The sequence below is a fragment of the Williamsia sp. Y844 genome (genome assembly GCF_056786475.1).
Genome location: NZ_JBXCJB010000005.1, coordinates 195080 through 220028, shown reverse-complemented (window position 1 = coordinate 220028; position 24949 = coordinate 195080). Strand labels below are relative to the sequence as shown.

Genomic DNA, 24949 nt, shown 5'->3' with positions numbered 1-24949 from the left:
CGCGAGGCGGGCCACCTACCTACCCCACCGACGAGTCGGGATGGTCCTCAAACTGCAGCATGAATTGTCGTTGACGCCACTTGTTCTCGGCTGGGTCCCCAACATGCGCCCAGGCATCCATAAGACCTTCTTGTTCAAACGTCGCGGAAAACTCGCCATTAAAATCGAAGTCAGCGGACCGCGTGCGGCTGTGACCGGAGTCCTCGTCGTCCTCGTCGATATAGGCGGAAAAATAGCCCTCTAGCTCCCCTTCGAATGTCACAGCGCCGTCGTCATAGCGAAGCTCGTGCACGTAAAGGCCGAGAGGATTCGAGCTCGGCGGTTCGTCGATACTGGAATACGAAAACGGACGACGCGATCGCCGCAGCCGTTCACTCACCTGCTCATCGATCGTGTCAGCAACGTATCTGCGCAAGTCGTCAAGCGCGAACCTGATCGACAAGTCAAGAACATCTTCGAGGATCACCCGTGCCCGCCGCGATTGAGCGTCGAACTCGACAATCGAGACCTCCTCGGGAAGGTGGACCTTGTGGCCCCGGATCTCGACAGGCTCTCGGCGGACTGTGAAATCTTCCGAGTAGGGAGCGCCGAGGATATTCGGGAACTTGTCCCTGAAGACAGGGAGGATCAGTGACCCGAATGCCCCCACCGAATCTGCGACATCATCGCTGTTCAGATCGGCGGCTGTGACGGCAAGTAGCGCCCTCACCACAGTCACGTCTTTGCGGAACCTACCGACGCTCCGCGCGACCTTGGGCGCGTGGTCAGCCGCCGCTTTGAGCATCGCATCGATGCGAGGGGCGCCGTTGAACTCACCGTTGCCCTTCTCCTGATTGCAGGGGCCACAGATCGGCGCGAGGTTGGTGACGGCATCAACGTCGAAGTCTGGATCCGGTCCCCCCATCGGGTTGCGCGGCCTAAGGTGGTCGATCTGGAGGTCGCGGAAGGTCTTCGGCTTTCGACACCAGTAGCACTTGTTGCCCCATGCTTCCGTGAGCCCAAGCAATAGGAGCCGATTGTCGTCGCGGGAAGTTTGCGAGTACCTCAGGTCCACGGTGGTCATAAATCATTGAGATTAGTCGTTGGCGGCACACGTCGAACGACCGCATTCATCACCGCACGCTCAAACCTCTACTGTCAAAGCGTGACTCTGAAGAAGGACGTGGCGGATATCGTGGCAGACATCGCCGCGCTCAACAAGTCCATCGACGCGCTGAAAGATCGCACTCTCCGACCCGAACTGCGAGACACCCTTCGGGAGGCGAGCTTAGGTCACCTACGACCACGGTGATCAGTAATCGCACACAGAGGGCCCCTACGTCGAAATACGAATTGCGGGTCACTGGCTGACCCGTTGTCAACGCCAGGCCCACTCGACCCGGCCGAAATCGCGTGACACCTTCTCGTTCCGCGGCTGTTTGCCCTTGCCCACACGTTGAATCGCTGGCGTCACAACGGCACGGATGATGCGGCGACGACCCGGCAGGTCGAGCCCGGTCCAAGCCTCGCGGATCACACCACCGGTCACCGCCTCCTTGACGATGGGGGTCTGCTCAGGGTGCGGGAGGATCTCGTCAAGCATCGGCCCACGTGGGCCCTGCTTATACGTCCGGGTATAGCCATAGAGGTTCTTGCCATGCGGCTTGCCGGCTGCGGCAGAGGCACGGACAACGCGCTGGATCCTCTCGGCCGTCTTGGCGGCCTCGTACTCCGCATCGACAGCGTCTTCGAGCATCGAACGGCGATCACGCGCGTTCATCGGGTCATAGAGACGACCGTGAGTTGTGACCCAGATGCGTACGCGACGCTCAGCGCAAAGATCCACGAGATCCACCCACTCCCCGACCCGCCGAGAGCCACGGGACGACTCCCATAGAGCGAGCACGTCGGCGCCGAACGCGTCGGCATCGAGGTCAGCTATTAGGCGGACGAAGTCCTCACGTTCGCGCTTCGCATACCGCGAAGCACTGCGATCCGTGTCCCGGTACGGCGGCGCAGAATGAAGCACCCAACCTTGCTCCTCGATTGCACGAACGTTCTCATCATGCTGCTGATCAGGACTTTTTCCCTTGCCAGAGCTGTCTTTGGAGACGCGGAGGTATTCACGGACGACGTACACGAGAGCACCCATCGCATCCACGGTCGACTTCGCGGCGAAGGTATCGCCGAGCTTGTCCACGACCTCGGGACGGAAGGTTGTCGTTGTCGTCGATGCCGACAGGAACAAAAGCCATGGTCAGGCTCGAATCAGAAATGTGCCGGGACGGCTCGGGTTTTCGGTCAGGATTCCGCCGCTGATGATGACGTGCCAGGGCGGGAAGGATCCTCAATGAGAGAGCCGCTGCTACCGGCTTCGATCTCGACGTTGGCTGTGGCCGGATCGACCGGGACGCCGTTCACAGACCGCACATAAGAAGTCTTACCTGCCGCTCTCCAGAACTACATCGCTCAGCTGGCTACGCGCGACTCTTCCTACTGAAGCACCTTGTGCTTCGTACGCTCGCTCTTCGGATTCCAGCGAGTGAGGGAGAACGGAACCTGGTAGCCGTACATCGCATGGCTGTGAGCCGTCAGGCACCTTCGGAAAGTCTGGTGCACGATCGTCCGGCGTGTCAGCCGTAATGTCGGGAGTGGACTGTGCAAGTTCGGCCTGCTCCCGACAAACTTCAAGTTGTGACAAAGCCCGCTGCGCATCACCCTCAGCTGCCGATGCCTCGGCAACGGCCGTGACTGCAGCTAGTAGCTGGCGCATAAGCACCGTGTACGCGACAACCGGTTTCATGTGATTACTGGCAGTCATCAGCAGAAGTGCCACCCCGGGCCCCACTCTCCCCGCGCGTTTCGGCACCGTTCGGTGCGACTGGATGCCAGCCCCACGAGCAAGTAAATCGGCAGCGTACGCAAGTGGACCAGGCACCGGCTCGACCCTGGCCGACCACACGGCGAACACGCCAGCACCCTGGCCAGCGGCACGGGCCCACTCTGCGCGGTCGTCGAGCGGAATCGACTTGAGGTAGGTCGTCCACCGGCAAAGGTCTCGTTCCGCCTCCGCCAACAATTCTGGCGAAGCAGTACGGCTGACTGGTCCGCGCATCGGCTGCCGCTCGCGCTTTGCACGACGCCACTCCGCAACTGCGGTGAGAGCGTCCACCGGGCTGTCTGGCCACTCTGATCGCAGTCGCGGCAAGGTCAAGTCCTTCGACAGCTGGCCACCACCGAACCAAACCGGGCGGGCAGCAAAATCGCGCTTACCGTCGGATGTTCGGGGCGCGAGCGCAACTGAGTACCCGGTCACCACGTCCTCCGCACCCGCGGCGAACCGGGGCCGGATCAGCATTCCTTCGGTGCGCACGCGTCGAACGAAGTCAGCCTCGTGGACCGCAGCCGACGCGCACGCACGCACGTTGCGCGCGAGGGTCATACGGGCCGGTTCGCCGCCTTTGCCTGCGGCCTTGTGGCGTTCGGCACGCGAGTAGCCACGACTTGTGATGCCGGCGGCTCGGCCTTCAGTCACCACAAGGCCGTACTTGCGCTCCAACGTCTGGGCTACCCGTTGGCTCTTCTTCCAGTCATCCCACAGCGCAACCTTGGTTCCGTCTTCACGCACACATGTCGCCGCGATGTGGATGTGGTCATTGCCGTTAGCGCTCAGTCCATGTCGCACTGCCACCCACCGCGCCGGCGACAGACCATCTTCTGCGAAACCCATCTCGCGCATGAAGTCGCCGGCAATGTCGGACCACTTATCGTCAGTGATCTGACCTTCTTCGGCTTTCAGCGCCAACGAACAGTGCCAAACGTTGCCGTCCCGCAGACCCTCCGCGCGCCACTTGCCGTCGTCGCCCATCGTCCGCTTCGGAACCATCACCTTCGTGCCGTAAACCCGACGCGATTGATCAAGTTGACGTGCCACGTCCCGCACAGCGTCCATCGACAACGTGGCGTCGTCATGCCACGCCATGATTGCCGGATCGCCGCCCACAAGGTGAGGATCGGTGTGCTCGTTGGCCTTCCCCGGGCCGACAAGGTACTTCATCAGTCCAGTCATCTTCGCGCCCCGCGTAACGTTCGGCATCACCGCGCTTCGAACCCGTCCAATGTCCGTTCCAAACGGTAAGCAGCCCGACGCACCGCAGCCAGCGCAGCGTCGGTGTCCGGTTGGATCTCGCGAGTTGAGTTGGTCGCCTTCGCGATCTGATTTATGTTGTTCGCCAACGATGCCAGCATTCGATACGACGCGAACATTGAGGCTGCGAGATCGGCACGCTGCGTGGATGTCTCACCGCGAGGAGCCAATGCCGCCTCGACCAGCAACCGCGGAATCGTCACCCGTGCCGCAGACGCACGCGCCGCCAGCATGGACTCCTCGCCTGGCGACACCATCACCTTGTGTGGGATCGAACGACCGCCGGCCACATTTTTACGCCGAAACCTCCTACGCGAAGGCAGCTTCGACGGGGCTTGGACTCCCTCTGACATCGCTACCTCCCTTCGGCCCAGCGCAGCGACTCCAGTAACTGGAGACTAGCACCGCGGTGCGACAGATTCCGGAGCGAAGCGCTCGGGATCTCGACTTAGGGAACCTAAGTCTATAGCTTGCTCCGCCCGAGGCAGGAATTCGACGAAGCACGCTGTGAGCAAGGCGAACTCACCTTTCTCGAACAGACTCATCGAATCGGAGTTCACCCGGGCGTAGGCGCCAGACGGCAACCACGATTCGAAACCGGCTGTACCGCAGATCAAATCATTTCCGAGTGGACCAAATGGACGAATAAGACATCAACCGACACCCTCATCCAAGACTCGAAACCGACTGCAGGAAAACACAACAACACGCCGTGAGCGAACGTCCACGAATCTACTCAGCTCGATACCGTGGGTCCATGAATCTATCCGTTCCCGCATCTGAGATTGAAACACGCATCCGCGACGAGGCAGAGCGCAAGATCGCCGCAGTTCATACCTTGAAGAAAATCCACAACGAGATCATCGAAGAACGCGAGGCCTTTCTGACTCGTGACTCTGAACGTCGCCGACAGCTGGGCGAGGCACTCGTCCAGGCCAAGAAGGCCGACTTCTCCGACTCTGAACTCAACGACTGGCGAGTGGACCCGGTCGGATCCAGCAGGAAACCGAGGGCGCGCCGCGCACAATCCAAGTCGCGGGGCAAGGGTCCCGTCAACGACAGGCCAGCAGAAACATCCGACACAACGCCAGCAACGGCACCCGAAAGATCAGCACCGAACAGACCAGCGAGTGTGACCGCATAGGTTCGGCGGCGCGCATCTAGGGTTCTGGTCCTCGACGAACACCGCCCGCAGTCTGGGACCACCAACTCGCAAGCCTGGTCTATTCAGAAACCCATCGGCGTCTGCCGCCACGCGACGCCCGTCTCGCGAACCTCAATTACGGCGTCAATGAGCGCACCTACTTCCACCTGACCGCTGGCGTCTGTTCCAGCAGCAGCGAGCAATAGCGGGATGTCGTCGACGCTGATGATCACAAACGGGCACGAACTCGGGAACTCGCGGGTGAGCACCGTCAGCGCGACAAGTGCTGCGTCAGCGGCGGAACGATGGGCGTCGCCGTACGTGGGGTTAGCTCCGGCATCAAGGATGCCTTCATCGGGATGCGTGACGACGTGGGCGGTGACGCTCCAGCAGATCATGACGTACTCCTTGTCGGGTAGCGAGTGTTTCGCACCGACAACGATGCCGCGCGGCCCCCAGGCTGCGCGGCAATCACCTATCCCCAGACCCGTTCCTGTGGACAACGTCCGGGTCTGAGGATAACCGGGTCAGTCGCGCTGCTTCTCGGAGGTCGGTCCGCGCATCAGCCAACCGGTGCCGGTGATCCGGTAGCTGTGCTGCGCTCGCGGCCGCCAGCTCGGTACGGCCGAGTTGCGTGAGAACTCTTCGCCGTCGTCGAAGGTCGCAACGGCCAACTTATGCGCCTTCTTCATCGCCGCAACCATGGTCTCGATGGCTGTCGTATCCATCAGTGCGAACGTGAGCGGCGCGATTGTCAGGCGCACGTAGGGCGATACCCTTTGCGTGGCTGGGTGTGTGAACTGATCGCGTGCTGCCGCGCCCATCGGTACCCGTGTCCACATCATTGTGGTCTGGACCTCGACGTTGGACTCTGCCATGACTCCGGGCAACCTGTGCAGCTTGCTCATGCCCATCCGAGCCTGTCGGGCGATCGCGAACAATCCGAGTACGAGCTGCACCTGTTCGCAGCTGGTGAATTGCATCGTCACACCGGGGAACTCCACTTGCAGCATGGCCACGCGGGTCTCGGGCGCCACCACTTTGATGCGGTTGCTCTGCTCACCGCACGCGGTGATGTTGACGTTTGTGACGACACCATTTGTCCGCAGTGGGAGCGGTGTCGCGGTGTGATCGGGACGGCTCCCCGCAATCCGGCGTTGTTCCTTCGAAAACTCGCGCGCTTTGCCTGTGCTCATCGTGACCCTCCCGGCATCAGTGCGGCAGACCCGCTGTCCGCCAATTTTTTCGCCCTTCTGGCGAGGGAGATTTGGGCCGGCTAGGAGGACAGAGCACAAGATTCGAGCGGAAAGTTTTTCTGGGAGGCGCAGCCGAGTGTGGGCTGAAAAAGTATCCGAGCCCAGCGGGCCGGAGCGCAGCGGAGTCGGGTCTTGTGCGGCGGACGACGCCGGCCAGGATCGGAAGGCCAGAAGGGCAAAGAAGACCGGCGCCGGCCGAAGGCCGGTCACAGTGCGCCGGAGGCGCTCCGACTAGGAGACCACAACACGGACAATCGTTGTCGGCCGCGCACTATTCGCGCAGCCTACGAGGGGCGCAAGCCCCGTCGAACGCTCCTGCAAGACCACGAACCAGACCTCCAATACAGTCGACGCCGCGACTACGGTGCGTTAGAACGCAAGGACAATCTCGAGCCGTCTTCGATTTGATCAGGTCGCGCTGGAAGCAGCTGGTGTGAGGACGAGATCTCTGGTTACCGCTCCCATATCTGACTGTCAGCAGCGACTGGGCATCGCTCGCTACCGCTAGGCTTCACTGATGCGTAGCCCGAACGAACGGGACTGGGGTGGCCTTGGCCGGACCCAAGCCGAAAAACAACGTCAAGACGATGCAAAGTCCTGGTTCTACGGCACACTCATCGTCCTGACGCCCATCGGGTTGATCGGCACCGTTCTAGTTGAGTTGCTCGGCCTGCGCACAGCGCTAGTTGGGTGCGGTGTGGTCCTGTCGTTACTTGTCTTGCTGTGGGCTCTTGCGCCCAAATGGTTGTCCGCACGCGACGGGTCTAGGGCTCGAGCCGCCGACGCTGCTGAACAGCAACGGATCCAAGCGATCGATGTATCGGATACAAAGCGGAGGCGTCTGGCTGCTCGCCGGGAGATCGCAACGCTCGAACAAGAGCTAATAGAGCAGGACCGGGCTCTCCGCTTCTACCTCAATCTCGGAACCGCTAGCCTTTCCGACTCGGCGCGCGCAGAGTCCGCTGAACTCGTGAATAGAATTCTGGCATGCAAAGCCAGAGTTCGTGGCTATGACCAAGACATCGCGCTTAGAGAAGGTCTTGGGTAGAACGCTCGCCTCGTGAAGTGCGTCGACACTTCCAGTATCGCCCTTAGCAATTAGGGCGAATCACCTGGTACGAAAACGCTCCAATACGCCAGGGCATATGACGGACCTGGCCATGTCCAACAGGCTCAGTTTCGCACTAGCGAACGCCTGGGCGTTGCGCGACACATCGCCGAACAATGAGTCTGTCGTTTCCCGCGGAATCACCGGACAGCTGGGCAGCGCTGAGTTCCGAACCCATTTCCAGGTAATGCACGGAGGCATCGATCGGATACTTCCCTAACCTCTGCCGCTTCGCCGCGGAAGCGGATTTCCCTCAGAATGCCGGTCGCTGACGACCTTCCACAGTGATTCAGATTCAGGGCCAAGCGTCGCTCACCCGTCATGCATCTGTCTCGGAGCAGGTAATCTGTCTACCGTGATCGGAGCAGTTGTATTCGACGTAGGCGAGTGCCTTGTCGACGAAACACGCGAGTACGGAACATGGGCCGACTGGCTCGGGGTCCCCCGGCATACCTTCGTGTCCGTGTTTGGAGCGACCATCGCGTCAGGCAGGGACTACCGCGAGACGTTTCAGGTCTTTCAGCCCGGATTCGACCTCGCCACCGCCCGCCAAGAGCGTGCGGACGCCGGCAAGCCAGAGTGGTTCGGTGAAGACGACCTCTACAGCGATGTACGTCCCGCACTGAGCAAGCTTCGCGAGATCGGCGTGTGGGTCGGTATCGCCGGCAACCAAACCGTCCGCGCCGGCGCGATCCTTCGCGACCTCAACCTGCCCACCGATTTCATTGCGACATCGGATGATTGGGGCGTTCAGAAGCCCGACGTGGCCTTTTTTGAGCGCCTCATCGAAGAAGCACCAGTTCCAGCCGATCAGATCCTCTATGTCGGCGACCGCATCGACAACGACATCACACCCGCCAAGAAAGCCGGCCTCAAGACCGCCTACATCCAGCGCGGCCCCTGGGGCTGGATCCTCCGCGACAAACCTGAAGTCGCCAAACTCTCAGACTGGCGGATCGACAGCCTCAATGAGCTGCCCGGCATCGTCGCAGCCGAGAACGCTGAATCGAACTAGCCCACAAGGGAGTTGACGGTGGTGTGCCAGTCGTAGAGACGCTCATCGAGTTTGCGGACTGCCGGCAACGACTCCCACTCACGCAGCGATTGCCGAACTGCTTTGACCCGTTCCATCGCTGTCGCGTACCAGTTCTGCCCAAGCTGATCCAGCGCCAACGACAGGTACTCGCATGCCTTCTCGGGTGACTTCTCGATGACCGAGGCAGCGGCGAGGTCGGCCAAGATGATCGAGCGCTGTTTGACTGCTTCATCAGGCAGGTCCTGGAGCACGCCCTCGAGGGTTTCGCGGGCGTCACGGCCCTGGCCGGCGACCATCAGTGTGTTCCCCTTGAAGCCGGCGAGCCGAGCTTCGGAAAACCAGTCGAACCACACCGGCGACGGGCGATCGTCGGTTTCGGCTAACTGCTGCTCAGCATGACGGATGAGTGCGAGGGCGCGGCGGGTGTCCCCGAACCTGGTCTCAACCTCAGCTTCGACCGCGTCGAGCCAAGCGATCATCATCGAGTTCGCGGCACCCCGCCGCGCGAACGCGCGCGCAGCACGAATACGGTCGCGCGCCTCTTCGGCCCGCGCACTGTCACCCGAGAACGCTGGCGCGAACGACATGTGCGCCAGCGCCGCGGCGCCTAACAACGAATCGTCCGACTCGTGCGCCGCCTGCAGCGCGAGCACAAAACTACGTTGTGCCGCCACTGGCTTCTGGAGGTCGAAGAACTCCAGGCGACCCGCGAGCAAACTTGATTCCGAAACCGCAGACGCGAGAATCAGTTTCGCGGATGCGGCGACTTGGTCGACCAGGTCCGCGCCCAAGAGTGCGTGCTCGGCGACTGCCCGATGGATGCGCACGGCGGGCAAGGACCAATAAAGCCGCCGATGAGCGACGGTCACCGCCATGTAGTCGGCAGCCACTGAGGCCGGCAATAAAGGTCCGGACTGGCCAATCCTCGGATGTCCTGCTCCCCCGCTCGACTCAGTCCGTCGTTGTGGCGTGTAGCCAGCATCAGATTCGCCCGACCAAGGCGGAGTGAAGCCAAGTTCGGTGATCGGGCGCTGAAATACAGCTTCCAAGGCCGCAGCATGGTCGGGATGTGGCCACGGCGGCGTCGCCGACTCCCAGCGCCGAACAGTGCGCGCAGTGACCGAGATACGCAGACCGGCATCGCGAGCTGCGTTCGTCACCGCTTCAGCGAGAGCGGCCTGCGACCGCAGGCCAAGACTCTGGCGGGCCGCGCGGAGGCGTGCATTACCGGGCGTTGTCATGCCTCGATGCTAGGCGCTTAGCGGACGTGTGTCACGGGAGCGTTGGATCATTATGTCCTCCTAATGTCCCCTCTTACGTCCTTTTATGTGCGATGAAATTGCCTGATGATTCGTACGAGAGCGACAAGTAGACCGAGTAGCCCAACGCGTGCCCGACGGATGACTCCCACCACCCGAAGTCACATATCGACGGACAACAAGTACCTGAACCACGTGCAGGACGGGACAAGACATGAGGAAGCAGCAGGCCACCAACGGCATAACACCAGGCGAATGGGGCCTTCCGATTGCCAACAATGATGCCAACGACCTAGATCAGCACTTCGAACAGACTGCTCGCGACGGTGCCGCCGGAACCTTCGGCCCCTCACCAGCCAGCCCACTCCCCTTGCTCGACGCGCTCGCGCAGGAAGCGCGGCTCCACTCCAAACTGCACCAACGGCTCGCCGACTGGGCCGGCCAGCTGACATCAGATCCCACACTGCGCGATACCCACTACCGCGATGTCGACGACGCGCTGAATCATGCGTGCGCTGTCGAGCGTGCTGAGGCGGCAGCGACGGCCTTCAGCGTTGTCGCCCATCACGCCGAAGCTCTGTCCGACACCCTCCAGCTGGCGCAGGACTACATCGCCAGCCTCTATCACGATGGCACCGAGCGCCGCCCTGGTCGCCAGAACCGAAGCGCATGAACACCACTGGTGCAGGTCCGCCCTTGCGGGCGGCAACCTACTGCGCCATCGGCACCACCGTCGCCATCGCCAGCGGCGCATTCGTCCTCTCGTCTGCTGCGCTCGAGGACCTCGCAGTTCAGGCCGGCCAACTTCACGACCTCGCGTGGATCTGGCCAGTCATCATCGACGGCGCCATCCTCCAATCCACGATCAGTGTCGTGGCGCTCGCGCCACGCACTGGCGCACAGTCCGCCCGTCGATTCTTCTGGTCGGTGTTGACGGTCGCTGCGTCGGTGTCCGTGGCTGGAAACGCCTTGCACGCAGCGGTATCCACCGCCCGAACCCTGGCGCCATTGATCGGCGCCGCGGTCGCCACCGTCGCGCCAGTGAGTCTTCTCGCAGCGACACACGGATTGTCGCTCCTGGTCGGCACCCCCAGCCCTGCACCACACGACGGCGCCATCGAAACCACCGCGCCAGTGAAACTGGCGCGCGCCGACGACGATCCGGAGACCGGCGACAAACCCAGCATCCCGCAAACCTCACCAGCACCAACTGCGGAGGCCGAAGACAACGGTGTCCCGACAGGCCCCGGTGCACCGACCCTCGCAGTCACGCTCAAAGACGCCGGCTGGTCCAACCGGCGCATCGGCCTCCGCCTCGGCGTGCACCACAAAACCGTCGGCCGCATGCTCGCCAAAGCAGCCACACCGACCACCACCGACCTCGCGACCACCCAACTTCGCGAACTCCCCACCGACCAGCCCACCACCGAAGGACACAGCCATGCGCAACACCGATAGCGACCGAGACATGCTCACCGCCAACGAAGTCCGCGACCTCACCGGCATCCCGGTCTCGACCCTGCACGACTGGGCAGCCAAACGCGAACGCGGTATTGACGCACCCGGACCACATCACCTGCGCCTGAGCGACCGCCACCGCAGATGGACCCGCATCGACGTACTCGAGTGGCTCGAATCCACTCGCGTGTGATCGACCGCCATGAGCTGGAAAGCCGTCGACTGGGCCACCGACGCCCACGTGGGTTCCCCAGTCCTCAAACTGATCCTGATCCTTCTGGCCAACAAAGCCGACGAACACTTCTCCTGCTACCCCTCAATCCGAACCTTGATGGCCGAATCAGGCGCCGGCAGAAGCACAGTCCTGCGCGCGCTCAACACCCTCGAAACCGACGGCTACCTCACCCGCCGCGCCCAGTTCCACACCTCCGGAGCCCAACGATCAAGCCGCTACTACCTCAACCACCCCGACGCCCCACAGGTCGATTCCGACCCCGGTCCCGAATTGGCACTCCCCCGTCCCGAAGTGAGACAGGGCCCGTCCCGCAGGCAGACCGGGGGCGTATCGGAACGACACCCCACGAGAGACCCAGAGCAGGACCCCTTGAACCCACCAACAGAACCCCCATCCGAACCGCACGCACTCGAAGACGCCGACCGAGTCTTCGATGCCCTCCCAGCACCGTGGACGGTCGGACGTGCGGACCGCCGAAGGCTCTCACCCGCAGTCTTCGCCGCTCTCGCCAACGGATGGAGCACCAGGGTGCTGGTCGAGCACCTGTCACGAAATCCGAACGGTGTGCGCTACCCCGTCCAGGTGCTCGCCGCACGTCTCGCCGATCTTGCTGGGCCACCGAGTGATCGGCGCATTGCCGGTCAGCTGCTTCTGCCCTGGTGTGGGGAATGTGAAGACGATCGGTCACGCACCATTACGGTTCAGCAGCAAGATGGCTCGGAAGCGGCGGCCTTCTGCCCGAAATGCAGTCCGCAAGCCCGACGATCCCAGAACCACCGGCCTGAACGCAGCGATTCCTCCGAATCCGGTCTCGATGGTGCATTGGCGATCGGCACCGAGCCGACGTGCGGTACCGCGGACCGAAAAGAAGGGTAGCCAATGACTTCCGAAAATAGGACAGTCAGCGAAGACTGCCGAACCGCAGCAGTCGACCGTGTCCGTTTCCTCCTCAGGACCGAGAGAATCTCCCGCTGGACAGCCATCATCACCGCTGCGCGACACCTCGGCATCCAACCCAACTCGCTACGGATCTGGTGCAATCAGAGCGGTTTGCCTGCTCCCGATCGTGCAGTGGCAGCGCGAATGGCTCACGGCCATTTGCACGAAGGACCCAGATAGGAGCGGCGCGATGAATCCAACCCACCAGCGATGCAATAGTTTAGCCGACACCGACAGCTACTACTACGCGAATGTCTACGATCGTCGTAGCCAACGGTAATACCATCCACGGATGCATCGGCGAATGGGACGTAGAGCCTTTGGAGTTTCGGCCAGCCTGTTTGTGCAGCCCCTTGCTTCACCTCGGCGTTATCAGCGCTCGATACAACGTCGATGCCATTGTCGCACCAAGACTAGTTTCTTTCGCATCCAGAAAAGCCCAGCTCAGGATCCTTTAGGGCGGCGTTTGCTCCCCTGCCTCAGGCGTCGTTATGTCCAGAGCCCGACTTACCTCTCTCTAGACCATCAGATCAGAGAAGGCCAGCGCTGCGGTATGACGCTGGCAGCTAGTTCGGGGACTCTTCGAGGTTCGGTGCAGACTCTTGATCGTCTACTTCCATCTCCCACCGCACCATGTCCAGCGCCGCAGCGATGGCCCGAAGCGCGACCTCAGGAAGCTCCTTCATGAAGAAGTAGACGTACGGAGCGCATGATCGGTTCCCTCAACTTTCGAGGATTTGCCAAGTGAAGACCACGCCGACCAGTAGTGCCGCGTACGCCGCGACGAACAGCCAGCCTTCTTTGCTGATCGTCCTGCCACTTGACCTGCGCCTAGTCATTTGGACGCAAAATCTTGGCAGCCCCGTCACCGCTTGAACCTCATATCGGCGGACACCCTCACGTGACGGTCGTCGGTGAAGAGCCCGATCCCCACCTGGTCTGCGTAGTCCACGGCTTGCTTGCTGTACCCACTAGCACTGGAGAAGAGTAGATTCTTCCTTCTGTCGGTACCTCGACTCTCGTCCAACTGTCGAACCGCAAGCCGGCCTTCGACTCCCCCCGCGCCACTTGCCCCTGAGCAAGGGCGTGCCGAGACGTCACGTCGCTCCCACCGCCAGCGCTACCTGTTGTCGCAACCGCATCGGGGAAGCCCTGCAATTTCATCTTCGCAGCGGCATTCAGTTCGGCAACTTGGGGGACGGTAACAATAAAATCTATCCAAATCTCGTCAAGCACGTCGCCGCAGCTCAGCCACGAGTTTTGATACCGTCCCGGTCATGAGTGCGCTCTCCGACTTCCTGACCACAGACGCAGCGCCTTGGTGGTCATCCGGCGTTATTGGCATCGCGGGTGCGCTGCTAGGTGCTGGCCTGAACAACAAGAGTGCCGCCAAGCGCGAAGCGGCTCAGGCGAAGAGCAGGACGGACGAGGCGATTGCGCAGAACGACCTTGAAGATAGACGACGGTGGGAGCATGAGGTCCGGTCGCAGATTGTAGAGATCGACCGCGCGGTGACGCGAATCGCTAACGGTATCGAATACATACCGAGTCATCCTGACACTCCGACCCCGGAGTCTTCCACTCTATTGAACGAAGCGGTGTCAGTCATATCGCTCGCAGGCAGCCAGTTACGGATTATTGCTCCTGCGGCCATCGTTCAAGCGGCAGAAGACGTGTTTAAGGACAGTATTCGCGTGCGGTTCGAGCCATCACGTATCAAGAGAAACGAGCGGATCGAGAGGGTCCAAGAACTGAACGAAGACCTCGTCAAGATAGTTCGAAGGGAGCTAAGAATCCCTGACAACGCTCCCGGTCCAACACCGCCAGATCAGGCCTAGGCTCCCCGCTTGTTGACCGCAGCCTTGCCGATGTCCATAGCCTTCTCGAGTAGCGGGATCAGCTCGGTGGGAACGACGCTGACGTTGCCGGTGTCCTTCACTTCAAGATCGACATTTGAGAACAACCGTCTACCGAGTATTGACCGAATTTCCGATTTCTGCTCGTCATCCATCTTCTCGATGTAGGCGTCAATTGTAGCTACCTGGATCGCGAGAAGTTTCATATGGCGGGCCAGCTCTCTGTGCTGGGCAGCTATCCGTCCGCAGTATGCAGCCAGCGCGAAAACTGGTAAGGAAATCGCAACCTTGAGCAGGACTCCAACCCAGCTGGACACATTCGATATATTAATATCGTACGTAAAAATCAGGATCGGCGCTAAGATACCAGCCGCCACGAATCCAAACACCCCACCCGTCCATGACTTAGCGAGGGTCGATTCATCCTCGGAAAATCGAGTTAGGGTCTGCCTTTGACGCTCATCAGCAGTCTCCCCACTTGCCTTCCGAAGATTCGCCAAGCTCTCTTTAGCAGCGCTCTCGTAGTCTTCAATTCTCTCCGCTAGGCGTTCACTAATAAGGTCATTAAGAACCGGACTTGGGATCAATTCAGGGGAAGACTTATCCTGGCGAAGAGTAGCGATCTCATCAACTATAGAGGGATAGAAAGCGGACCTGAACTCCGCCAAATATTTATCTAGCTCAAATAGGTCGTTAGACAGCTCACTAAGCAGCGGCCTTCCCGTGACTTTACTTCGCGCGCTTGAAACCTGTGTCAACAAGTCGGTACGAGCGTGTTCAGGTAGCAGGACGCCGAGTTCGACATTTCGGAAATATTGCTTTCCGTCTTCAACTTTGACGATGTCGATCGGAGCCGTGAATTCGTCCTCAAAAGTACGAATACTTTTGGCGATCATTCGCACCTGACCGGTGACAATGCCGTCCGCCCCAGCAGCAGTTTTTAACCTAGCCTCTACATCGTCCGCAAGCTGGTCAAGGGCCTCTTTACATCCCTCAAACGACAACTGTGCGTCTCGCAAGTCCTGAAGATCCTCCGATCTAACGGCACGGCGGAGGGGAGTTGAATCTGGATCGTCGGGCACGTAGACGTATCTACGTTCGCCCGCCCCGGAAGATGTCATGGCGTGATCTTACGCAGGTGCGATCGTAGTCACCGTGCCACTCGAACCCTTGAACTTCAGTGCGCCGGCTGGAACGAAGTGGTAGCCCCCGGCAGTCGGTTTGTCAGTTGGCGCAGAGACATTGTCGACCTTGATGAACTCGGCACCAGTTTCGTTACCAGAAATGCATGCGTACTTGTTCACGATCGAAGGGCTAGTACTGAGCCCGACATCTTCGAAGTAGACGTTGCTCCCAGATTGTTGGCGGCATAGTGATCCTGGCAGGTCCCCGATAGTCGGACCACGTGGATCTAGAGCCACGGGTCAATGATCTAGTCGATCTCGCACTCCACCGGATGGTGGGTGTGGGTGCATTGGGCAGCGTACTCCGCCGGCGTCATGTAGCCCAGCGATGAGTGCCGGTGTCGGTGGTTATGGTCGTCTTTGAAGTCCTCGATCACCACCCGGGCCTCGAGCAGGTTGGTCCAGTGATTGCGGTTCAGGCATTCCTTCCGTAACCGGTTGTTGAATGATTGATGTGCCCGTTGTTCCAGGGCGTGCCGGGCGGGATGTAGGAGATGCCTACTTTCTTGTCGCAGAACTGTTGCAGTGCATGGGAAATGAACTCCGGGCCGTTGTCCATCCGCAGCACCTGCGGCGGCCCGCCCCACATGGCGAACGCTTTGCCGAGCTCGGTCACCAGCCGATCGCTGGTGATCGAGCGCTCCACAATGTTCAGCACCGATAGCCGGGTGTGCTCGTCGATCATCGAGGCGATCTTGATCGCCTTACCGTCGATGGTGGAATCGAACTGAAAGTCCATTGCCCACACCACCTTCGGCGCGTCAGCATCAACGAACGGGACCGAAGACTGTCCGGCCCGTTTACGTGGATGGTGAATCCGGACCTGCAGTCCCTCTTCCTTCCACAGCCGGTGAACCTTCTTCTTATTCACATCGCGGTGCTCGTCGTACCGCAACGCCGCCCAGGCCCGCCGGAACCCGTGAACTGGGTGTTTGGTGGCGTAGGTGCGCAACCAATCCCGTAGCTCAGCATCGGGGTCAGCTGGTGTTTGAGCAATCGGAGTGCGCTGGTAGGTGGAACGTGCCAGCCCAACAGCCCTGCACGCCAGACGTATTGACATGTCCATCGTGGTGACGAGCATGTCCACGGCGCGGCGTTTGGCGGCCGGGCTCAGAATTTTCCCCGAGCCACCTCTCGCAGGGCATCTTTTTCGAGCTCGGCATCGGCGAGCAGCCGTTTGAGTTTGCTGTTCTGCTCCCGCAGCTCTTTGAGTTCCTTGGCGGCGTCGGTGTCCATGCCGCCGTACTGGCGGCGCCAGTTGAACAATGTCGCCACCGACACTTCGTGTTCGGCAGCGACCTCCTCAGAGGTCTTGCCGGCCGCAGCCAACTCGTCTCCCTGACGCAGCTTGCGCACGATCTGCTCCGCCGAGTGTCGTTTCCGTCCAGCCATGATGTCTATCGTCCTTCCAGCCCCAGCTCGGGGCAACAAAGACTCTAAAACAACGCGGCCTCATCTACTGGGGACATGCCAGTGGCCTGTCGACGGTTGGGTCGACAGGTCCTTCGACAGGTACGTATAGGCCAGGAAATTCGGGCCAGGGCCTCAAGCCAGCAGGTTGATTCTATTGTTACTGGAAAACTATGAGCCATAACCAGGGATGTGCGCAGCCCCAATGCACAACCTTCAACTCAAAGCTGGCGGGGCAGTCCTAGCGGCCACTCCTACCGTGGAGAAGCCATCGACTCAGATCCCTGTTGCTCTGCAGCATCTTGCGCTGTCGATCGTGGTTTTACAATCTTTCTCAGGTGCGCAAGGCTCTTCAAACTGGCATTATGAACACGTTTTCGACCCGAGATTTTGAAGTAATACGAATGCGGATAACAAAAAACCATGTTCCACATCCATTTCCAGCTGAGGCCACTCGACTCGACCTCCCCATTGTCCGGGTCGAGGTCATGCGACTTCACCCACCCATTGCACGAATAGTTCTTTATCGCGAGCCCAAACCCTCTTCCCCCATCCCACTGAAGACCGGTGGGCATTGGACCACCGACGATATCGTGGGTGATCCACACATTGTGCCAATCTGTGAATAAAAAGAGCGCCCGGTGATTGATGCTCGGACTCGCACCAAACTCATCGACTTCCAAAAGATTCACAAACGACCCGACATCCGAGGGATTGATCGCCGACGACGAGATCAGCTCACCAGATTCAAACTGCTTTTCGAGATCCAGGTGCGAGGAAGCTAACAGGACCTCCGCATGCGCAAGCGGGCACGCCAGCGTCACCAAATCGGAGACGATCCAACGTTTGCCAATACCCTTGGTGCCGCCGGGCCTTTCAGATACATGGAAGGCCGTCTGCAGCTGCGTAAATCGATCGGCCGGTTGCCCTTCTAACGGTGATTCAGGATAGGGAATCTCGTTGTGGCACGCCCTCCAAGCCGAATGGACAGCGTCATAGGCGATCGCACTTCCCAGGCTGTGCCCGACAACTGTGATCCGGGAGTAACGATAACCAGGATTATCCTCGCCAGTGTCAACCTTCAACGTATGCAGCTCATCAATAAGGCGACGTGCCTGCATTCGGATACTGTCATTCTCGCGGACGTCGCTCGGATTCTTTGAAAAGTACCTTGCCGCATCACCGAGACTCAGCGCCAGCCTTCTAGTCACCCATCCGAATGTAACTACGATAATCGTGAGCGCGAACCCCGGGATGACCGACCACCAGTTCCAACCGAATGAAGCAGAAATCCAAATGATATCGATAACAAGCACCAGAGTCGCTAAGACGAAACATCGAGCCATTGCACGCAAACCACACCAACCCGAGATAGCCAGTACCAAGATCGCTAGAGCCCCAATCGCGCCAGCGACAATCCACAACGCAACAGGTCCCCAGTTCGCTCGTGGGCCAGCCCCGAGGATCTGCCACAGTCCCAAGGACGAAACAACACCTAGAAGCACAGTTAGTACGATCTGACTCATCAAGGGTGCGGCGACATTTGGACCGATCAACCTCTTAGTTGTCATGGTCTTCCTAGGCCGAAACAATATCGGCCTTGCCCAAGAAACGATCGATTCGAAGGTGGTATCTCGGTAGTGAGGAGCCCAGTAGACCTCGTACACATCAGTTTTCGGACGATTACTACCCCCACCCCATTCGATCGTGTAAGTTTGCTGGTCCGTATCGCGGATTGGCGCAGGATGCGCGTCCACAAAGTCATACTTAGTTGCAAGACCGGAACTATCCTCGAGATAGCCTGCCCGCTCATCCGCCGACCGCGGATCCTTGGCCTGCCGGTTCTGCGAATCAGAGGCGGCCCCGCTATCACCCGTGCTGGTTCGACCCTTTCCATCCATTACTGAGCCGAAGGTCGACCGTCCGGGCATTCCTACTCCAACGAAATCACGGAGGGTCTGGTTCCGGTGTTGCTCGCCGATGCCGTGAATCACAATGACCGCCTCGCGTACACCTCGTGCTGGAGGCTCAAGTTTCCTAGCGTCTTCCGACGAACTCTGCGGAGGACAATGCTGGTCGACATCTGTTGTCGATTGCTGTGTCATTGCTAGATTGTGCATGTCACACCGCGCCGCCAGAGGCGAAAACAGCGAATCCCGAATCTTAGCAGCGGTGATGGCAGGTCCCCGATAGATGAGGCCACTCGATTTCGGAATCTTTGTTGCCCTGAACTGGGCCCGGAAGAACGAAGACATCATGGCTGGACGAGAGCAGCCCGCGGTCGATGATGTCAACGCTTCCCGTAGCCATTCCGGCACCGACCCTTCGATATATTGTCTAAAATAGCGACCGCTCAAGACCTCGCCGGATAGTCAGAAGACCCAGCCGGTACGCAGTGGGTACGCAGTAGCACCGAAACCGTCCATACTGGTTCAACGGCACAAACACGAATACCGCTCCCCCACTGGATGACCGTAAACCCTCAACACCGCCAACAATCAGCAAACAACCACGACAGCAAGTTCAAAACCCGTATAGTGTCAGTTCGAGTCTGACCGGGGGCACTCATTTACGCAGGTCAGAGGCTATTTCTAGCCCAGTTTCAGGCCATCTAACTGGACGGGTTTTGTAGCGGGTATGCAGAGGGTATGCAGCAATTTCCGCTGCCGCGTCCATCACCTTGGCAACCTGGTCCAGATCATCGGGCATCAGATGCCCGTAACGGTCTAGAGTCATCGCCGCTGTCTTGTGACCCAGCAAGGTTTGCACGACCTTGACGTTGGCACCCGCGCTGATCGCGAGCGTCGCACACGTATGACGAAGCTGGTGCGGGGTGAGCCTGGGAAACCCCGCACAGGTCTGGACGCACCGCTTCACCGCAGCGTCAAAGGCCCACCGCAGCGCTCCGCTCGTCAACCAACCTGTCGCCGCGGTCGGCGGCCACACCAACGCACCCACCTCACGATCACCAATCGCAGCACCCAACGGTCCAAGTACTACCCGCGGCACGGGAACGGTACGCGCCGCATGACTCTTCGTCGTTCCCTCGAGGTAACCCTGCCCCGGTATGCACGTCGCAGATCTGTGCACCCGGATTCTCGCCCTGTCCAGGTCGACGTCACCGACACGCAAGGCGACCGCCTCACCGACCCTGAGCCCGCAGTACCCCAAGACCACGGCGCCTGGGGTTTTGACTCGCTCAAGCCATTTCACTGGCCAGGCCCTCCATCCGTCGCTGTAGCGCTGAATCCTAATCTGGTTGGGCCTTGGTGGTCGGATAGGTGTGGCGGGTTTGTCAGTCAATCCCGCTCCGGGAGTTGTTCGCCCTCCCCTGCCTGAATGGGGGTCTCGTCCCGAGGAGCCCGGGAGTTGGGGCCGAGCTTCCTGGACGAAGACCTGATGACTGCCGCGTCCAACCGTGGCTATGCGATCTCAGGACCGACGCGGTGATCGACTGGGGGTGGCTGGCGATTCTCGCCGAAGGGCCTTCGAAAATGGGCCCGTGTAACACCGTCCGTTGCGGTTGCTATACCTAGTTGGCGCTCTGAAACGTTCGGTGAAACGTGTTGGTAGCTCTGCAATCGCATCAGTTTCCCGAAAGGTCTTCATCCGTGTTTGAGCGTGTCTCCGTGCCCTCTTCGTCGTCACCGTCCAGGCCGCCTCGCCGGCCGTGGTCGATCGCAGCTGTTACCGCAGCCGTCTTGGTCGCGGCTGGTCTGGTCGCGTGTAGCCCTGCGGATGAGGAGAAGCCGGCCAAGGTTGCCGAGACCTCCACGGTTGCTGAGACCTCCACGGTGGCCACGACAACGGTTGCAGCAGAAATGCCCCTACCGACTGCTTCCCCGGTCGTGACGGTGTCGGCAGCGCCGGCAGCGAATGCCGCGTCGGCCACGCTGAACACTCTTGCGGTCAAGGGCCGCGCCCCGAAAACTGGCTATGACCGGGCCTTGTTCGGTTCGGCGTGGACCGATGACGTGACCGTGGAGGGCGGTAGAAATGGTTGCGATACCCGCAACGATATTTTGCGTCGGGATCTGACGAACATCGTGTTCAAGGCCGGTTCGAACGGATGCGCTGTGCAGACCGGCACCTTGGCCGATCCGTATACCGCAACCACCATCAACTTCGTGCGCGGCCAGGACACCTCGAGCGCAGTACAGATCGATCATGTGGTGGCGCTCTCGGATGCCTGGCAGAAGGGCGCCCAGCAGCTCTCCCCTGCTCAGCGAGTCGATTTCGCGAACGATCCCCGCAATTTGCAGGCCGCTGATGGGCCTGCGAATCAGCAAAAGGGTGATGGCGACGCGGCGACCTGGTTGCCGCCGAACAAGGCGTACCGCTGCACCTATGTTTCTCGGCAGGTCGAGGTCAAGGCGGCCTACGGTCTGTGGGTCACTCAGGCCGAAAAGGACGCTATCGCTGGCATTCTCGCTGATTGCGGGGCCACGCCACCAGTTCAGACGCGCACCTCGACGGCAACACCACTGCCTCAAACCCAGACCACTCCCCCCGCCGCCCCGGTGGCACCTGTTCCGGTCGAAACCGCGGCTCCGGTCGTGAATACACCGTCGGTGTCGTACGCGAACTGTGCTGCGGTCCGGGCGGCTGGGGCTGCACCGATCTACGCTGGCCAACCCGGGTACAGCAGCAAACTCGACCGCGACGGCGACGGGGTCGGCTGCGAAAGCTGATTCACCTGCCTGCCAACGACCAGCCAGCCACGCCCTGAACGCTCAGCCGCGGCACGGTCTTAGCATCGGTAGTCCACAGCTTCATCCCAATACGGTTGGCGGCCAGCCGAAAGAAGGCGGATGGTCAAGTACTGTCCCACTCTCACAAGCGTTTCCGATCCCGGCCGCAGGCCGGATTACTGTGTCGCCGTAGGCGGTTCCGTTGAGGTACTCGCGCAGCGGGCAAGCAGTGAAGGCCTGTCGAACGACCATCTCGAATCGCTCAGAGATCCATATAATCTCCGACATCCGCGTAAGACGCTATGTCTCGTTGGTGGTCCGCGTGCTGGTCAAGAACGTCGAGCGCGCCCGACAACATGTCGAGCATCTCGCTGAGCGCTTCGTGAAGCGAAGGAAAGTCCACACGATCGTCGCTGTTTGGCAGGCCGTCGTTGTACCGGAACGATTCTCCATTTGGATCAAGTTGGGCGAGACGTGCCAGCGTTCGACGGGCCGACTTCGGTGTCTTCTCGAGTTTGAGAGCTTCAAGATGCATATCGAGTTCGTCGACGAGTGGCACAAGTCTGTGTCCGAGGCTGGACTTGAGCCGTTGCTTTACTGCATTCGGGGCCAATGAGGGGTCTCGATCCTCTGCCCGCCGTAGTCGTGCCGATTCAGTGATCGCGGTCTTCAGGAGAAGTTCGGTTGCATGGCGGTGTAGATACAGCCACGGCATGAAGATCGTGTCATCGAATGGTTGGCCGGTGAACGAGGCAGCGAGCCGGTCAGCCGCCTCGCGGAAGTACATCGCATACTCGGAGAGCCCGGCCGTCCCTTGACGCATGATGAGGTTCCGGTACTTGTCTGCCGGGAAGTCATCGAAGATGTTCGCGCTCAACGGGCGACTTCAGACGCAGAATGACTAGCGCGGTTTGCGTACGCCACCGTTACCCTGAGGCGGTTTCTGGGAGGGCTGCTGGGCTGGCTTCTGCTGTTGCCGTGGGCGGGGTTGGTTGCCGCCATGTTTTTCGATTTTGGGTTCTCGAGCAGCTTGGATGGTCGGCCGATAGCCTCCACCGAGCAGCCCATCATTTTGTCCGGGGTTCTCGGTTGTCACTTGACTGGCTCACGACTCTGAGGTTTGGCCACGCCTGCGGTCCCGGTCGGCGCCTTTGCTGAAATTTTCAAAGTCTCCACAGTGGTGGGGAACTCCCCGCCTGGCCGATAGCCGCCTGAGCGGGGCGCGATCCACCGGTAACGTCGGGGTTTGCTTGCCGCTGCCAGTGCGGACAATTTTCGGTCTTTGCCTGTCACTTGGGTCAATTTTCGCACTTTAGCCATGGTCGAAGCCTCCTTCTAACCATTATTACCGGTCTCGGCACCCTGCGTACCGGTCTCCTGCTGTTCTTGCACGTCCTCGTCCGATTCCTCAGGTGGTGGGACGATCTGAATGAGGTCAGCGTCTTCGCAGGGAATCCACATGCCGGTGGGTCCAGGTAGCCGTTGCAGGAACTGTCCGTCGGTGTCGAGCGACCAGGCAATGTCGATAAACAGGTCTCGGGGCTCCGGGTAGGCGGTGAAGAAGGCCTCTGCAGTCACTTGTCCACCCAGCCAGGTGCCATCGGCCGTGAGGACTCTGATGAAGCTGCCCGGCTGGATCTGTGATGAGGTTGCAAAGTCCCAGGCAGTCGGGATTGGATTGTAGCCACTTTGATTGCTGAACAAGGTAGTTCGCCAGGTCAACTGATCCCCCTCCGCCCTGCGGAAGATCGTCTCCCAGAATGTTGTGCCGTTAATGCTCTTCCTTGTTGCATAGCTGGCCGTGAGGTGGCCGGCCACCGCAGGGATCACAAAGACAAGAAGCGCGCCGCCTAAACCGATCATTCGTGGGTCATCGAGCCCGTGGGCGGGTGTGGTGAGACGTTCGGTAAGTGCTGTGCCAAAGCAGATTAGGTATATCAGCAGGAAGCCCACAGACACTGCGAGCGCGCGTATCAACCGCACGCTGAGCTCTCGGTCCTCGGGCGAAGGGCCGATACGGTGCCGTCGCACCCCCTGATAGACGAACCCGGGAACAAGGACTGCAACTAACGTGAGAGCTTGTTGCCACCCACTAACAAGCATCTACAGGCCTCCCATTATCGAGACCGCCAGATGCGGGCACGACGCTCTGCTGTTCGTTGCGTGTGCTCGTCAGCCACTCAGTGAGCATGTACATGAACAGACACAATCTAGCCTGCCATTCATTCCGCGCCGCGTACCTGGGAGGTTCCACTCGAACATCAGAGGCGCCGCTTGCCAGCTGGAACGATCCGGCGGCCGGACCAGCTAGCCTTCGAACTCCGCGCCGGTGACCCTACTGGGCACCTCCGTCAACCGACTTGGAACCGGCAGAGCGCTTCGGCTACGGCGGCCACGGGCTGCCCAGGATGATGACGGCGAGTGCCACGCCGACTAGCCCGCCGCCGATAGCGTGAGCCCTGGTGTGTTGCCGCCCGGCGTGTACGCGGGCCGATGCTTCCCGAGCATCCCTGCTCCACCGGCCCGCAGTGCGGTACTATCGAACGCGTGTTCGACATCCAAGGCGAGGCGTCGACCGTTCGCCGGTTCACTCCCCCGCGCCGGGTGATCGTTGACATGATCGCGGCGACAGGCTGGATGACGGTTGCTACGGGCTGAGTGAGGAAAGGTGCAGGGGCGGCGGCGGGTCCCGGCGCGGGCGTTGGCGTGGTGATGATCGCCAGCAACTCAGTTCGCATGCCAAGAGTATGCGTGTAGGAACGACGTCTTATGAATTGACTTATCGCAGTTCGTCGCTGTGGTCGGCGTCGAGGTAGCCCGCGTCTTGCAAAGCGGCCTCGAGGACTTTGCGGTATGGCTGTGCGGTGACGGCAGCAATGCCGTCGAGGGTTGTGCGGGCTGGCAGGCCGCGCACACCGTGGGTGCGCCACAGGTTCAGGTTCTGGCGTGAGACGCCGATACGGCGGGCCAGCTCGGCGTCGCTGACGCCGTAGGCGTGTTTGTGGGTGTCGATGAGATCGACGAGGTAAGTCGTTGCCACACATCGAGTATCGGGGTAGCGTCCCACTTGCGTCAAGTGGGGCTAGGCCATACCGTCAAGTATAACTTGACATCCTCTATCTTATCGGCGTAATCGATGGTGGTACAAAGCATTTAGTCACCAGTTACGAAACAGAACTATCCCGCGGGTGGGCGTGTCGCCCAATTGGCGGACTGTCGGATCCCCACTTCATCGCTACGCTATGCG

The 24949-nt window shown here is 60.3% G+C and carries 21 protein-coding genes and 1 pseudogene; 8 read left to right on the top strand and 14 right to left on the bottom strand.

The genetic code is table 11. The features are described from left to right. Positions 1-19 precede the first annotated feature (19 nt). Positions 20-1063 (bottom strand): HNH endonuclease, encoded by a 1044-nt coding sequence (locus AC1TQG_RS26195; protein ID WP_482141819.1) that lies wholly within the window; start codon positions 1061-1063, stop codon positions 20-22. Between the two features lie 81 nt (positions 1064-1144). Between AC1TQG_RS26195 and AC1TQG_RS26190 the strand changes: the two genes are divergently transcribed. Beyond that, the gene (locus AC1TQG_RS26190; RefSeq protein ID WP_482141818.1) at positions 1145-1291 is read left to right on the top strand and encodes a hypothetical protein; all 147 of its coding nucleotides are present in this window, start codon (positions 1145-1147) and stop codon (positions 1289-1291) included. A gap of 66 nt (positions 1292-1357) precedes the next feature. Here AC1TQG_RS26190 and AC1TQG_RS26185 read toward each other — a convergent pair whose 3' ends face one another. From AC1TQG_RS26185 to AC1TQG_RS26165, 5 genes are all read right to left on the bottom strand, one after another. Next, positions 1358-2179 (bottom strand): recombinase family protein, encoded by an 822-nt coding sequence (locus AC1TQG_RS26185; protein ID WP_482141817.1) that lies wholly within the window; start codon positions 2177-2179, stop codon positions 1358-1360. A 240-nt stretch (positions 2180-2419) separates the two neighbouring features. Beyond that, complete coding sequence (locus AC1TQG_RS26180) at positions 2420-4036, bottom strand: relaxase/mobilization nuclease domain-containing protein (protein WP_482141816.1); 1617 nt, start codon at positions 4034-4036, stop codon at positions 2420-2422. Positions 4037-4074: 38 nt separating this feature from the next. After that, positions 4075-4479 (bottom strand): MobC domain-containing protein, encoded by a 405-nt coding sequence (locus AC1TQG_RS26175; RefSeq protein WP_482141814.1) that lies wholly within the window; start codon positions 4477-4479, stop codon positions 4075-4077. A gap of 874 nt (positions 4480-5353) precedes the next feature. Beyond that, positions 5354-5668, bottom strand: a complete 315-nt coding sequence (locus AC1TQG_RS26170; protein WP_482141813.1) for a hypothetical protein — start codon at positions 5666-5668, stop codon at positions 5354-5356. A gap of 129 nt (positions 5669-5797) precedes the next feature. Further along, the gene (locus AC1TQG_RS26165) at positions 5798-6466 is read right to left on the bottom strand and encodes a hypothetical protein (RefSeq protein WP_482141811.1); all 669 of its coding nucleotides are present in this window, start codon (positions 6464-6466) and stop codon (positions 5798-5800) included. 1523 nt (positions 6467-7989) lie between these two features. On the opposite strand from AC1TQG_RS26165, the gene AC1TQG_RS26160 reads away from it, so the two are divergent. After that, positions 7990-8649, top strand: a complete 660-nt coding sequence (locus AC1TQG_RS26160) for an HAD family hydrolase (protein ID WP_482141809.1) — start codon at positions 7990-7992, stop codon at positions 8647-8649. Here the strand turns inward: AC1TQG_RS26160 and AC1TQG_RS26155 are convergent. Further along, positions 8646-9911 (bottom strand): helix-turn-helix domain-containing protein, encoded by a 1266-nt coding sequence (locus AC1TQG_RS26155; protein ID WP_482141807.1) that lies wholly within the window; start codon positions 9909-9911, stop codon positions 8646-8648. The genes AC1TQG_RS26160 and AC1TQG_RS26155 overlap by 4 nt on opposite strands. A 232-nt stretch (positions 9912-10143) precedes the next feature. Between AC1TQG_RS26155 and AC1TQG_RS26150 the strand changes: the two genes are divergently transcribed. From AC1TQG_RS26150 to AC1TQG_RS26130, 5 genes are all read left to right on the top strand, one after another. After that, complete coding sequence (locus AC1TQG_RS26150) at positions 10144-10602, top strand: hypothetical protein (RefSeq protein WP_482141805.1); 459 nt, start codon at positions 10144-10146, stop codon at positions 10600-10602. After that, complete coding sequence (locus AC1TQG_RS26145) at positions 10599-11387, top strand: DUF2637 domain-containing protein (RefSeq protein WP_482141803.1); 789 nt, start codon at positions 10599-10601, stop codon at positions 11385-11387. The genes AC1TQG_RS26150 and AC1TQG_RS26145 overlap by 4 nt, the downstream gene beginning before the upstream one ends. Then, positions 11371-11580: a helix-turn-helix transcriptional regulator gene (locus AC1TQG_RS26140; protein ID WP_482141801.1), complete on the top strand. Its 210-nt coding sequence runs from the start codon at positions 11371-11373 to the stop codon at positions 11578-11580. The genes AC1TQG_RS26145 and AC1TQG_RS26140 overlap by 17 nt, the downstream gene beginning before the upstream one ends. A gap of 9 nt (positions 11581-11589) precedes the next feature. Further along, positions 11590-12498: a helix-turn-helix domain-containing protein gene (locus tag AC1TQG_RS26135; RefSeq protein ID WP_482141799.1), complete on the top strand. Its 909-nt coding sequence runs from the start codon at positions 11590-11592 to the stop codon at positions 12496-12498. A 1340-nt stretch (positions 12499-13838) separates the two neighbouring features. Continuing rightward, positions 13839-14399: a hypothetical protein gene (locus AC1TQG_RS26130; protein WP_482141797.1), complete on the top strand. Its 561-nt coding sequence runs from the start codon at positions 13839-13841 to the stop codon at positions 14397-14399. Here the strand turns inward: AC1TQG_RS26130 and AC1TQG_RS26125 are convergent. From AC1TQG_RS26125 to AC1TQG_RS26110, 4 genes and pseudogenes are all read right to left on the bottom strand, one after another. Then, positions 14396-15538, bottom strand: coding sequence for a hypothetical protein (locus AC1TQG_RS26125; RefSeq protein ID WP_482141795.1), 1143 nt, complete (start codon positions 15536-15538; stop codon positions 14396-14398). The two genes, AC1TQG_RS26130 and AC1TQG_RS26125, sit on opposite strands and share 4 nt — an antisense overlap. 311 nt (positions 15539-15849) lie before the next feature. After that, positions 15850-16993: pseudogene (locus tag AC1TQG_RS26120) on the bottom strand (IS3 family transposase). Between the two features lie 272 nt (positions 16994-17265). Next, on the bottom strand, positions 17266-19116 hold the full coding sequence (locus AC1TQG_RS26115) for a hypothetical protein (RefSeq protein ID WP_482141793.1): 1851 nt from the start codon (positions 19114-19116) through the stop codon (positions 17266-17268). Between the two features lie 460 nt (positions 19117-19576). Beyond that, a complete protein-coding gene (locus AC1TQG_RS26110) occupies positions 19577-20188 on the bottom strand; it encodes a site-specific integrase (RefSeq protein ID WP_482141939.1) in 612 nt (203 codons plus the stop codon). Between the two features lie 452 nt (positions 20189-20640). Here AC1TQG_RS26110 and AC1TQG_RS26105 point away from each other — a divergent pair, with 452 nt between their 5' ends. Further along, on the top strand, positions 20641-21702 hold the full coding sequence (locus tag AC1TQG_RS26105) for a GmrSD restriction endonuclease domain-containing protein (RefSeq protein WP_482141791.1): 1062 nt from the start codon (positions 20641-20643) through the stop codon (positions 21700-21702). 262 nt (positions 21703-21964) lie between these two features. Here the strand turns inward: AC1TQG_RS26105 and AC1TQG_RS26100 are convergent, their stop codons facing one another. The 3 genes from AC1TQG_RS26100 to AC1TQG_RS26090 form a co-directional block, all read right to left on the bottom strand. Next, a complete protein-coding gene (locus AC1TQG_RS26100; protein WP_482141789.1) occupies positions 21965-22579 on the bottom strand; it encodes a hypothetical protein in 615 nt (204 codons plus the stop codon). 458 nt (positions 22580-23037) lie between these two features. Next, entirely contained in the window at positions 23038-23805 is a 768-nt protein-coding gene (locus tag AC1TQG_RS26095; RefSeq protein ID WP_482141787.1) for a DUF6338 family protein, read from the bottom strand. A gap of 676 nt (positions 23806-24481) precedes the next feature. Next, positions 24482-24742, bottom strand: a complete 261-nt coding sequence (locus tag AC1TQG_RS26090; RefSeq protein ID WP_482141785.1) for an XRE family transcriptional regulator — start codon at positions 24740-24742, stop codon at positions 24482-24484. Positions 24743-24949 lie beyond the last annotated feature (207 nt).

Bases quoted from the DNA above. Each gene is read 5' to 3' on its own strand.
- AC1TQG_RS26135 (WP_482141799.1), top strand. From the start codon at position 11,590: ATGAGCTGGAAAGCCGTCGACTGGGCCACCGACGCCCACGTGGGTTCC.
- AC1TQG_RS26175 (WP_482141814.1), bottom strand. From the start codon at position 4,479: ATGTCAGAGGGAGTCCAAGCCCCGTCGAAGCTGCCTTCGCGTAGGAGG.
- AC1TQG_RS26095 (WP_482141787.1), bottom strand. From the start codon at position 23,805: ATGCTTGTTAGTGGGTGGCAACAAGCTCTCACGTTAGTTGCAGTCCTT.
- AC1TQG_RS26150 (WP_482141805.1), top strand. From the start codon at position 10,144: ATGAGGAAGCAGCAGGCCACCAACGGCATAACACCAGGCGAATGGGGC.
- AC1TQG_RS26115 (WP_482141793.1), bottom strand. From the start codon at position 19,116: ATGACACAGCAATCGACAACAGATGTCGACCAGCATTGTCCTCCGCAG.
- AC1TQG_RS26195 (WP_482141819.1), bottom strand. From the start codon at position 1,063: ATGACCACCGTGGACCTGAGGTACTCGCAAACTTCCCGCGACGACAAT.
- AC1TQG_RS26130 (WP_482141797.1), top strand. From the start codon at position 13,839: ATGAGTGCGCTCTCCGACTTCCTGACCACAGACGCAGCGCCTTGGTGG.
- AC1TQG_RS26125 (WP_482141795.1), bottom strand. From the start codon at position 15,538: ATGACATCTTCCGGGGCGGGCGAACGTAGATACGTCTACGTGCCCGAC.
- AC1TQG_RS26180 (WP_482141816.1), bottom strand. From the start codon at position 4,036: ATGAAGTACCTTGTCGGCCCGGGGAAGGCCAACGAGCACACCGATCCT.
- AC1TQG_RS26165 (WP_482141811.1), bottom strand. From the start codon at position 6,466: ATGAGCACAGGCAAAGCGCGCGAGTTTTCGAAGGAACAACGCCGGATT.
- AC1TQG_RS26145 (WP_482141803.1), top strand. From the start codon at position 10,599: ATGAACACCACTGGTGCAGGTCCGCCCTTGCGGGCGGCAACCTACTGC.
- AC1TQG_RS26155 (WP_482141807.1), bottom strand. From the start codon at position 9,911: ATGACAACGCCCGGTAATGCACGCCTCCGCGCGGCCCGCCAGAGTCTT.
- AC1TQG_RS26140 (WP_482141801.1), top strand. From the start codon at position 11,371: ATGCGCAACACCGATAGCGACCGAGACATGCTCACCGCCAACGAAGTC.
- AC1TQG_RS26170 (WP_482141813.1), bottom strand. From the start codon at position 5,668: ATGATCTGCTGGAGCGTCACCGCCCACGTCGTCACGCATCCCGATGAA.